Raw genomic sequence first — 9,359 nt, 5'->3', positions numbered from 1 at the left:
GGCACCGACAGCGCCGAGGACGGCGGCTTGGCGCGAAACACCTTGCCGCCCGCTTCGACTGAAGCCGACAGCGGGATCGAGAGATAGATCTCCGGCTCATGCACCTCGACCGGCACGCCGAGCGCCTTCAGGCGGCCGACGATGACGTCGGCGCCCTTGTTGACATCCTCAGGCCGCCAGCGCGGCATGGTCGAGAAGGCCTCGACCAGCTTCCAGGGCTCGTCGAGTGAAATCCGGTCGAGGATGCGGCGCTCGGCGCTGGTGACGGCCATCAATCAATCTCCGAAAGCAATGCGGCGGGGACGACGGGAAGTGGATGGCATCAAAATGAACCGCTGTTTCATTTTCGTCAACAGCGCCGTCCAGCCTGCTTGCGCCGTGAATTTAGTCAGAGCGCGCCATGCGAGTAGGCAGTCTGTTCAACGACTGTTCAGCGCCGCAAAAACCGCCCGGACAGATGGCCGCAGACCCTTGTCAATTTGTGAAACGCCGGTTTATCAATTGCCCGTGAGCGTTTTCGATCCCGAGCGGCCGCCATCCGACAGCCGCGTCCCGAGGAGGCCGACATGTTCTCTGCCCCGATCACCCGCCGATCCCTGCTGGCTTCCGCCGCGGCAACCGCGCTGGTCGGGGCGGCTCGCGCGGCCGAGCCGGGCGATCCGATCCGCAAGCTCGTCATCGTCAGCGCGGCGCAGGCGAGCGACCCGCAGGAATTCCAGGCCGCGCAACTGCTCGCGCAGGCCTGGCGTCAGCTCGGCCTCGACATCGAGGTGCGCGGCCTGCCGCGGCCGGAGCTCTCGTCGCTGGTGTGGAATACGCGCGACAAATGGGACATGAGCATGTGGCGGATGGTCGGCCGGCCCGAGCGCAGCGATCCGGACGAGTTCGCCTACAACCTGTTCAATCCGGCGACGGCGGCGACCGGCTACGACTTCGTCGCCCACAACGATCCCGACTACATGAAGATCGCGGAGGCACAGCGCGCCGAACTCGACCGGACCAAACGCCAGCAACTGCTCTACCAGGCGCAGGAGGAGATCAATCGGGAGCAGCCCTATATCTTCCTGGTCTATCCGAAGAACGTGCTGGCCTATGACAAATCGGTCTGGAAGCCGGAGACCGTCACCGAGCAGAGCGGCATCGGCATCCGCTCGTTCTGGACCTTTCTGCGCGCCGAGCCGCTGACCGAGCAGAAAGACATGATCTGCAACGCCTCCGAGGCGCTGATCGCGATGAACCCGCTCTACATCAGCGGCGCGCTCGACAGTTGGGTCACGGAGATCGTCTGGGACCGGCTGATGCGGATGGACCCGAGCGGGCTGCCCGTGCCATGGGCGGCGGAGAAGATCGTGCATGTCGATCCCACCACCATCGACGCGGTGCTGCGTCCCGGCCAGAAATGGCACGACGGCAAGCCGCTCACGGTCGAGGACGTGGTGTTCTCGTTCCAGGCGCCGGCGACGGGCAACAAGTCGCCGATGTACAAGCCGTTCGTCGCCAACATCAAGGAGGTCTCGGCGGTCGACGATCGCACCGTGCGCTTCAAACTGAACACGCCGAGCGCGGCCTTCGAATCCTCGACGCTGGCCAAGATCAACCTGATCCCGAAGCATGTCTGGGAGCCGATCCTGAAAGATCTCGCCGACAAGCCGCAGAATGTCGAGACGGTGCAGGAGCCGATGCCGATCGGCTCCGGCCCGTTCAAGTTCTCGCGGCTCAAATTGCAGGAGGAGATCGTGCTCGAGGCCAATCCCGACTATTGGGAGCGGCCGAAGATGAACCGCTGGATCCTGCGCATCATCACCAATGTCGGCGCCACCCTCGGCATGCTCGGCCGCGGCGAGATCAATTTCCTCAGCGACTATCGCGGCGATCCGAAGATACTGGCCGATTTCGCCAAGCAGAATCCGAAGATCGAGGTCGTCTCCACCATCGACATGGGCTTCCGTTTCGTGGCGCCGAACCAGCGCCGCCCGCCGTTCAACGATCCGAGCTTCCGCAAGGCGCTGTCGGCGGCGACCAATCGCCAGCTCATGGCGGCCGCGGCCTGGAACGGCTACGCGGTGCCGGCGAACTCCTTCATCTCGCCGGCGCTGAAATTCTGGAGCAAGCCGGGCATCGACGACCTCAAGGTCGACATGAATGGCGCGAAGAAGATGCTGAGCGACGCCGGCTATGTGCTGGTCGGTGGCAAGCTGCATTATCCCGAGGGCGTCAAGGAGACCTTGGCTTCGAATTAGACGAGTGATTCCATGGAATCTGTTGCTTCCAAGCGCTCCGACCTCATCCTGAGGAGCGAGCCTTCGCCCTCAGGGCGAAGGCTCGCGTCTCGAAGGATGGCCGCCTGCACGGCCGTTACCCGCGGCCATCCTTCGAGACGCATCGCTGGCGCGATGCTCCTCAGGATGAGGTTCGGTGGAGGAGGCTGACATGATTCAAATTCCAAGATCGTTCGTCTAGGGCTCGTTGTCATGGCGTATTTCGGTCGCCGCTTCCTGCACATGCTGATCGTGCTCTGGGCGATCGCGACGATCCTGTTCCTGCTGTTCCGGCTGATGCCGACCGATCCCTCGATCGCGCATCTCGACCCGACCTTCACCGAGGAGCAGCGTCAGCTCGTCCGCGCCCAGTTCGGCCTCGATCGGCCGCTGTTCGAGCAGTACCTGATCTACATGAAGAACCTCGCCGAGGGGGAGTTCGGCTTGTCGTTCCGGCAGCGTCAGCCCGTGATGGGCCTCGTGCTGGCGGTGCTGCCGAATACGCTGCTGCTCACCTCGAGCGCGCTGATCGTGGCCTACCTGTTCGGCGCGCTGCTCGGCGCCTCGCTCGCCTGGCGGCGCGGCAGCCTGTTCGAGAAGATCTCGGTGCCCCTGGTGCTGGCGACGCGCGCGGCGCCGGAGTTCTGGCTCGGCATGATCGTGCTCGCCATCTTCGCCTTCGGACTGAACTGGTTTCCGTCCGGCGGCGCCAATGTCGCCGGCGCGCGCTACGCCTCGGAATGGGAGCGCATCTTCTCACTCGACTATCTGCGTCACCTCGTCTTGCCGGTGCTGACGCTGGCGATCTACCTGCAGGGCCTGCCGGCGCTCTTGATGCGCTCCAACATGCTGGAGATCATGCGCGAGGAGTTCGTCACCATGGCGCGCATGAAGGGCCTCTCCGAGCGCCGCATCATGCTGCGGCACGCGGCGCGCAACGCGCTGTTGCCGCTGGTCACCGCGTTCGCGCTCGGCTTCGGGCAGTCGGTCGGCGGCAATGTCGTGATCGAGAACGTCTTCAGTTGGCCCGGCCTCGGCCGGCTGCTGGTCGATGCGGTCGCCAACAGCGACTATCCGCTGGCACAGGGCGCGTTCCTGGTCATCGCCTTCGTCCTGGTCGTGATGAATTTCATCGCCGACCTGATGTACGGCCTGCTCGATCCGCGGGTGGTCCATGGCGAGCATTGAGCTGCCGCACATCGCCGCCGCGGCGCGGCCGCGCGCGCCGGGGCTCTTCGCGCGGCTGGCGCGCCACCTCGCGAAGAATCCATCCGCCCTGATCGGCGTCTCGATCTACCTGGTCTTCGTCCTGGTCGCGGCACTCGCGGGCTCGATCGCGCCTTACGATCCGATCGAGATATTGTTCACCGAGGACGGCCAGCTCGCGGCCTCGCTGCCGCCGAGCGCGGCGCACCTGCTCGGCACCACCAATCTCGGCCGCGACGTGTTCTCGCAGCTCGTGCTCGGCGCGCGGCCCTCGCTCTTCGTCGGCCTCACCGCGGCGGTGGCGGTGGCGACGATCGGAAGTGCGGTCGGCCTCGTCGCCGGCTATCTCGGCGGCTGGGTCGATCGTGCGCTGATGCGGCTCGCCGATCTCGTGCTCGGCCTGCCATTTTTGCCGTTCGTGATCGTGCTGGTGGCGCTGATCGGGCCGAGCCTGCAGAACATCGTGCTGACGGTCGCGATCCTGCTCTGGCCGAACGCGGCGCGCGTGATCCGCAGCCAGGTGCTGACGCTGTCGCAGCGCCAGTTCATCGAGGCGGCGCGCGTCACCGGCGCCGGCGAATGGCGCATCATGCTGGTGCATATCGCCCCGAACATCGTGCCGCTCGCCTTCCTCTACGGCTCGATCGCGGTCGGCTGGGCGATCCTGACCCAGGCGAGCCTGAGCTTTCTCGGCTTCGGCGCGACCGACACTATCTCCTGGGGCACCATGCTGCAGGATGCCTATGCCTCGCAGGCGCTCGACCGCGAGCAATTCTCCTGGTTCGTGCCGCCGGGCATCTGCCTGGTGCTCGTGGTGCTCGCCGGTTTCCTCATCAGCCGCGGCTACGAGGAGCTCTTGTTCCCGAAACTGGGGGAGGGCTGATGGGTACGCTGCTCGAGGTCAAGGGCCTGTCCGTGTCCTATCGCCGCGGCGGCGTTGCGGTCCGCGCGGTCGATGCGGTCGATCTCGACGTGCCCGCGGGCGCCATGCTCGGCCTGGTCGGCGAGTCCGGCTGCGGCAAGTCCACGCTGGCGCGGGCCTTGATGGGCGTGCTGCCGGGCAACGCCTCGATCGATGGCGGCAGGGTCGCGCTCGACGGCGAGGACCTGACGGAGCTCACGCCGGCGAAGCGTCGGCAGCGCCTGTGGCGTGAATTGTCCTTCGTGCCGCAGACCTCGATGAACGCGCTCGATCCGGTCTACCGCCTGCGCGACCAGATGCGCGAGGTGCTGTGCGAGCGCGGCGGCCTGCCGACCAAGGCGGCGGACGAGCGCGCCGTCGCGCTGTTCCGCTCGGTCGGGCTCGACCCGGTGCGGCTGACGGATTTCCCGCATCAGTTCTCCGGCGGCATGCGTCAGCGCGCGGCGATCGCGATGGCGCTGGCGCTGAACCCGAAACTCGTCATTGCCGACGAGCCGGTCACCGCGCTCGACGTCATCGTGCAGCGCCAGGTGCTCGACACCATTCGCAGACTCGGCCGTGATCTCGGCCTGTCGGCGATCATCGTGACGCACGACATCAGCGTCGTCACCTATCTCTGCGGTCTCACCGCGGTGATGTATGCCGGCCGCATCGTGGAGCAGGGAACCACCGAAGCGCTGACAAGGCGGCCAACCCACCCCTACACGATGGGGCTGATGAACGCGTCGCCCGACCTGCACGAGCCGGTGGAGACATTGGTTCCGATCGAGGGCGCGCCGCCCGACCTCGCCGATCCGCCGAAAGGCTGCCGCTTCGCGCCGCGATGCCCGCTTGCGCTTGCGGCTTGCCGCGAGAGCGATCCGCCGCCGGTTGTGGTCGAGCCGGGCCACAGCGCGGCCTGTTTTCGTGCAGCGGAGGCGGGTGCGCTGCGCGAAGCCGCACGAAAGGCGTCGACATGGACCCGCTGATCGAGGCCTTCGGGCTGACCAAGGCGTTTCCGGTCAGCCGCACTTGGCGCCAGATGCTGCGCGCCGAGCGGCCGCGGCTCAAGGCCGTCGACGGCATTGACCTGACCATTCGGCGCGGCGACTCGATCGGCCTGGTCGGCGAATCCGGCAGCGGCAAGACCACGGTCGGGCGTCTGCTGTTGAAGCTCACCTCGATCACCTCCGGCCAGCTCACCTATCGTGGCGACCACCTCGACCGGATGAAGGGAGCGCGCCTACGCGGCTTCCGCCAGCAAGCACAGCTCGTGTTCCAGAATCCGTTCGACGCGCTCAACCCGCGCTTCAACATCCGTCGCATCGTCGCCGAGCCGCTGGTCAATCTCGGCGTGCCGCGGGCTGAGCACGAGACGCGCACAGCCGACAGCCTGCGCCTCGTCGGCCTCGCCGAGCCGCAGCGTTATCTCGACCGCCTGCCGCACCAGCTTTCCGGCGGCCAGCTCCAGCGCATCGTGCTGGCGCGGGCGCTGGTGGTCGGCCCGGAATTCCTGGTCGCCGACGAGCCGGTCTCGATGCTGGACGTCAGCGTGCGCGCCGGCATCCTCAACCTGATGCGCGATCTGAAGGAGCGGCTGTCGCTGACATCCTTCACGATCTCGCATGACCTGACGCTGGTGCGCTATATCTGCAGCCGCACGCTGGTGATGTATCTCGGCCGCATCATCGAGCAGGGGCCGACGGAAGAGATCATCGCGCGCCCGGCGCATCCCTATACCAAGGCGCTGATTGCGGCCGTGCCGCGTCCGGACGTCGACCAGCCGCGCGACGCGCTGCCGATCTCGGGCGCGATCGGCAGCGCCGCCACCCCGCCATCGGGCTGCAGGTTGCGCCATCGCTGCCCCTATGCTTTCGCTCGCTGCGCCAGCGAGGAGCCTCCGCTCATCGAGGTGGCGCCGGGGCACACCGCGGCCTGCCATCTTCACATTGCCTGAGCCTTCGAGAGATTTGGAAACAGGAATATGGACTACACGATTGCCGCCATCGACCGGGCCTTGAAGCTTCTCGAGATCGTCGCCGAGAACCAGAACATCGGCCTGTCCGAGCTGGCGCGCCAGACCGGCACCACCAAGACGCTCGCCTTCCGCATGGCGACGACGCTGGAGGCGCGCGGCTATCTCCTGAAGGACCCCGAGGAGCGGACCTACTCGCTCGGCTACAAGCCGCTTTATCTCGGCGAGCAGATGCAGCACCGGTCGCCCCTGGTGCGCATCGCCAACCCGGTGCTCGACGATCTCTCGGCGCGCACGCGCGAGAACATCAGCCTGCTGGTGCGCGACGGCCTCGGCACGATCTGCGTTGCGATCCGGCAGTCGCCGCAGCCGATCCGGCTCTATGCCGAGCTCGGCCGGCAGGGGCCGCTCCACGTCGGCGGCGGCCCGAAACTGTTGCTCGCCTTCGCGCCCGACGACGTGCAGGAGAAGGTGCTCGCGGGCCAGCTCGAAGCCTTCACGCCTTCGACCATCGTCGACCCCAAGCGCCTGAAGGCGCTGCTCAAGCGCATCCGTGCGCAAGGCTACAATGTCAGCCATGGCGATCTCGATCCCGGCGCGTTCTCGGTCGCCGCGCCGATCCGCGATCATGGCGGCCGCGTCATCGCCTCCGTCAGCGTGGCCGGCCCGCAATCGCGACTGACCCGCGACCTGGAGCAGCTCTACATCCGCATTCTCGTCGAAGCGGCTTCCGAGATTTCCACCAAGCTCGGCTGGCGCGCGCTCGCCGATACCGAAGAACTGGTCTGACAGGGACATAGCATGCAGAACACCGCCGCGGCCTATTTCGACACGAACAGCCTGCTCGACGAAATCCGAAGCTGGGTCGAGATCGAGAGCCCGACCACCGATCCAGCCGCGGTCAACCGCATGGTGGACAAGGTGCAGGCCGACGCCAAGGCGGCCGGCGCCGGCATCGAGCGCATCCCGGGGCGAGACGGCTATGGTGACCATCTCCTGATCTCCTCGCCATGGGGCGAAGCCGACGAGCCCGGCATCCTGGTGCTCAGCCATCTCGATACGGTGCACGCGGTCGGCACGTTGGCCGGCCCGCTGCCGTTCAGGGTCGAAGGCGACAGAGCCTTTGGCCCCGGCATCTGCGACATGAAGGGCGGCGCGCTGATCGCCTTTGCGGCCTTGCGCGCGCTGATCGACACCGGCGCCGCCGGCCTGTTGCCGATCCGGCATCTGTTCGTCTCCGACGAGGAGGTCGGCAGCCCGACCTCGCGCGCCATCATCGAGCGGGAGGCGTGCCGCGCCAGCTATGTGCTGGTGACCGAGCCGGCGCGCGAGGGCGGCCGCATCGTCACCGCGCGCAAGGGCACGGCCCGGTTCGAGCTGAAGGTCACCGGGCGGCCGGCGCATTCCGGCTCGCGTCACCAGGACGGGCGCAGCGCCGTGCGCGAGCTCGCGAAGCAGATCCTCGATCTCGAGGCGATGACGGACTACGGAACCGGCGTCACCGTCAATGTCGGCCTGATCGCGGGCGGCACGCGCGCCAACGTCGTGGCCGAGCACGCCAGCGCCGAGATCGACATGCGCGTGCCGAACCCCGAGATCGGCAACAAGGCGATCGCGCGCGTTCTGGCGCTTAAGGCCCATGATCCCGATTGCACGCTGGAGATCACCGGGGGGCTGAACCGGCCCGGCTATGAGAAGTCGCCCGAGATCGACGCCTTGTTCCAGAAGGCGCGCAAGCTTGCGGCCGAGATCGGCTTCGAGCTGAAGGACCTCAAGACCGGCGGCGGCTCCGACGGCAATTTCACCGCCGCGCTCGCGCCGACGCTCGATGGTCTCGGCGTCGACGGCAGGGCGGCGCATACCCACGACGAGCAGCTGTTCGTCTCCTCGCTGGTGCCGCGCGCGACGCTGCTGCTGCGGCTGATGCAGACGCTGCGCTGAAGGCCTTCCGACAATCTGGCCTCCGCCATGCGGATCGATGGCTTGGCGGATACCGTCGCGACGTGCTTACTGCAGACGAGAGCAACGCATAGTGACGGGAGGACCTTCGGATGGCCCAGAAGATTGCCGTGATCGGCATGGGGCAGATGGGATCGGGAATGGCGGGACGGCTGCGCGAGTCGAATCTCGACGTCGTCGGCTACGACATCAACGCCGATCAGCGCGCGCGTCTCGCGGGCGAAGGCTTCCGGATGGCGTCGAGCATCGCCGAAGCGCTGGCGGATCGGACGGTGATCCTGACGAGCCTGCCCGATCCCAAGGCCGTGACGGAGGCCTGGCTCGGGGCCGGGGGCATCGTGGCGAGCGCTGCGACGGGCGCGCTCTGCATCGAGCTCTCCACCATCGATCCGCAGACCATGCGAAACGTGGCGGGGCCGGCGGCGTCGCGCGGCATCGCGGTGCTGGATTGTCCGGTCAGCGGCGGTCCGAACGAGGCGCGAAGCGGCAAGCTGATCCTGATGGCCGGCGGCGAAGCGTCGGACGTGGCGCGGGCACAGCCCATCCTGGATCTGCTCGGCAATGATTGCAAGCATACCGGGCCGGTCGGGACCGCGAAGGTCGTCAAGATCGTCAACAACATGATGTCGATGGGCAACGTGCTCGTCGCCGCCGAAGCTTTCGCGCTCGGCGTTGCCGCCGGTGTCGAGTCGGAGAAGCTCTACGAGGTGCTCTCCGTCAGCGGCGGCCGCTCCCACCACTTCAACAAGCGGTTTCCCAACGCGCTGAAGGGCGATTTCGCGCCGGGGTTCCGGATGGAACTCGGCGAGAAGGATCTCGCGCTCGGCGTCGAACTCGGGCGGATGACGCACATGCCGACGCCCTCGGCCTCCGCGACGCGCGAGCTCTACGCGCTGGCGCTGGTGGAGGGCTTTCGCGGTAAGGACATCGTCGCGTTGCTTTCGATGTACCAGAACTGGGCGAAGCCGGCGCAGTGAGTGGCTTGGGTGGCCGTCCGTTCAGCTCATTCTGAAACGCACCGGGACGGTTTTCGGTCCGCCGACGAAGGTCGAGGCCGACC

The 9,359-nt window shown here is 66.9% G+C and carries 8 protein-coding genes and 1 pseudogene; 8 read left to right on the top strand and 1 reads right to left on the bottom strand.

Annotation, left to right across the window (positions count from 1 at the left end; all coding sequences use genetic code 11):
- Positions 1 to 272 (bottom strand): annotated as a pseudogene (locus JOY90_RS28230) (peptidase M28); the annotation flags it as partial.
- A gap of 294 nt (positions 273 to 566) precedes the next feature.
- Here JOY90_RS28230 and JOY90_RS28225 point away from each other — a divergent pair.
- The 8 genes from JOY90_RS28225 (at position 567) to JOY90_RS28190 (ending at position 9,276) form a co-directional block, all read left to right on the top strand.
- Entirely contained in the window at positions 567 to 2,240 is a 1,674-nt protein-coding gene (locus tag JOY90_RS28225) for an ABC transporter substrate-binding protein (RefSeq protein ID WP_291694383.1), read from the top strand.
- A 231-nt stretch (positions 2,241 to 2,471) separates the two neighbouring features.
- Positions 2,472 to 3,446 (top strand): ABC transporter permease, encoded by a 975-nt coding sequence (locus tag JOY90_RS28220; RefSeq protein WP_291694382.1) that lies wholly within the window; start codon positions 2,472 to 2,474, stop codon positions 3,444 to 3,446.
- A complete protein-coding gene (locus JOY90_RS28215; protein WP_291694381.1) occupies positions 3,433 to 4,347 on the top strand; it encodes an ABC transporter permease in 915 nt (304 codons plus the stop codon). Before JOY90_RS28220 ends, JOY90_RS28215 begins: the two co-directional genes overlap by 14 nt.
- Positions 4,347 to 5,354: an ABC transporter ATP-binding protein gene (locus JOY90_RS28210; protein WP_291694380.1), complete on the top strand. Its 1,008-nt coding sequence runs from the start codon at positions 4,347 to 4,349 to the stop codon at positions 5,352 to 5,354. The genes JOY90_RS28215 and JOY90_RS28210 overlap by 1 nt, the downstream gene beginning before the upstream one ends.
- Positions 5,342 to 6,322 (top strand): ABC transporter ATP-binding protein, encoded by a 981-nt coding sequence (locus JOY90_RS28205; RefSeq protein WP_291694379.1) that lies wholly within the window; start codon positions 5,342 to 5,344, stop codon positions 6,320 to 6,322. The genes JOY90_RS28210 and JOY90_RS28205 overlap by 13 nt, the downstream gene beginning before the upstream one ends.
- Before the next feature lie 27 nt (positions 6,323 to 6,349).
- Positions 6,350 to 7,129, top strand: a complete 780-nt coding sequence (locus tag JOY90_RS28200; protein ID WP_291694378.1) for an IclR family transcriptional regulator — start codon at positions 6,350 to 6,352, stop codon at positions 7,127 to 7,129.
- Between the two features lie 12 nt (positions 7,130 to 7,141).
- On the top strand, positions 7,142 to 8,281 hold the full coding sequence (locus JOY90_RS28195) for a M20/M25/M40 family metallo-hydrolase (RefSeq protein ID WP_291694377.1): 1,140 nt from the start codon (positions 7,142 to 7,144) through the stop codon (positions 8,279 to 8,281).
- A 110-nt stretch (positions 8,282 to 8,391) separates the two neighbouring features.
- Positions 8,392 to 9,276 (top strand): NAD(P)-dependent oxidoreductase, encoded by an 885-nt coding sequence (locus tag JOY90_RS28190; RefSeq protein WP_291694376.1) that lies wholly within the window; start codon positions 8,392 to 8,394, stop codon positions 9,274 to 9,276.
- Positions 9,277 to 9,359 lie beyond the last annotated feature (83 nt).

This window comes from Bradyrhizobium sp., from assembly GCF_019242285.1.
In the GTDB taxonomy this organism is placed as follows: Bacteria; Pseudomonadota; Alphaproteobacteria; order Rhizobiales; family Xanthobacteraceae; genus Bradyrhizobium.
The sequence above is the reverse complement of the archived record's forward strand: the minus strand, read 5'-3'. Positions and strand labels throughout refer to the sequence as shown.

Bases quoted from the DNA above. Each gene is read 5' to 3' on its own strand.
- JOY90_RS28225 (WP_291694383.1), top strand. From the start codon at position 567: ATGTTCTCTGCCCCGATCACCCGCCGATCCCTGCTGGCTTCCGCCGCG.
- JOY90_RS28220 (WP_291694382.1), top strand. From the start codon at position 2,472: ATGGCGTATTTCGGTCGCCGCTTCCTGCACATGCTGATCGTGCTCTGG.
- JOY90_RS28215 (WP_291694381.1), top strand. From the start codon at position 3,433: ATGGCGAGCATTGAGCTGCCGCACATCGCCGCCGCGGCGCGGCCGCGC.
- JOY90_RS28210 (WP_291694380.1), top strand. From the start codon at position 4,347: ATGGGTACGCTGCTCGAGGTCAAGGGCCTGTCCGTGTCCTATCGCCGC.
- JOY90_RS28205 (WP_291694379.1), top strand. From the start codon at position 5,342: ATGGACCCGCTGATCGAGGCCTTCGGGCTGACCAAGGCGTTTCCGGTC.
- JOY90_RS28200 (WP_291694378.1), top strand. From the start codon at position 6,350: ATGGACTACACGATTGCCGCCATCGACCGGGCCTTGAAGCTTCTCGAG.
- JOY90_RS28195 (WP_291694377.1), top strand. From the start codon at position 7,142: ATGCAGAACACCGCCGCGGCCTATTTCGACACGAACAGCCTGCTCGAC.
- JOY90_RS28190 (WP_291694376.1), top strand. From the start codon at position 8,392: ATGGCCCAGAAGATTGCCGTGATCGGCATGGGGCAGATGGGATCGGGA.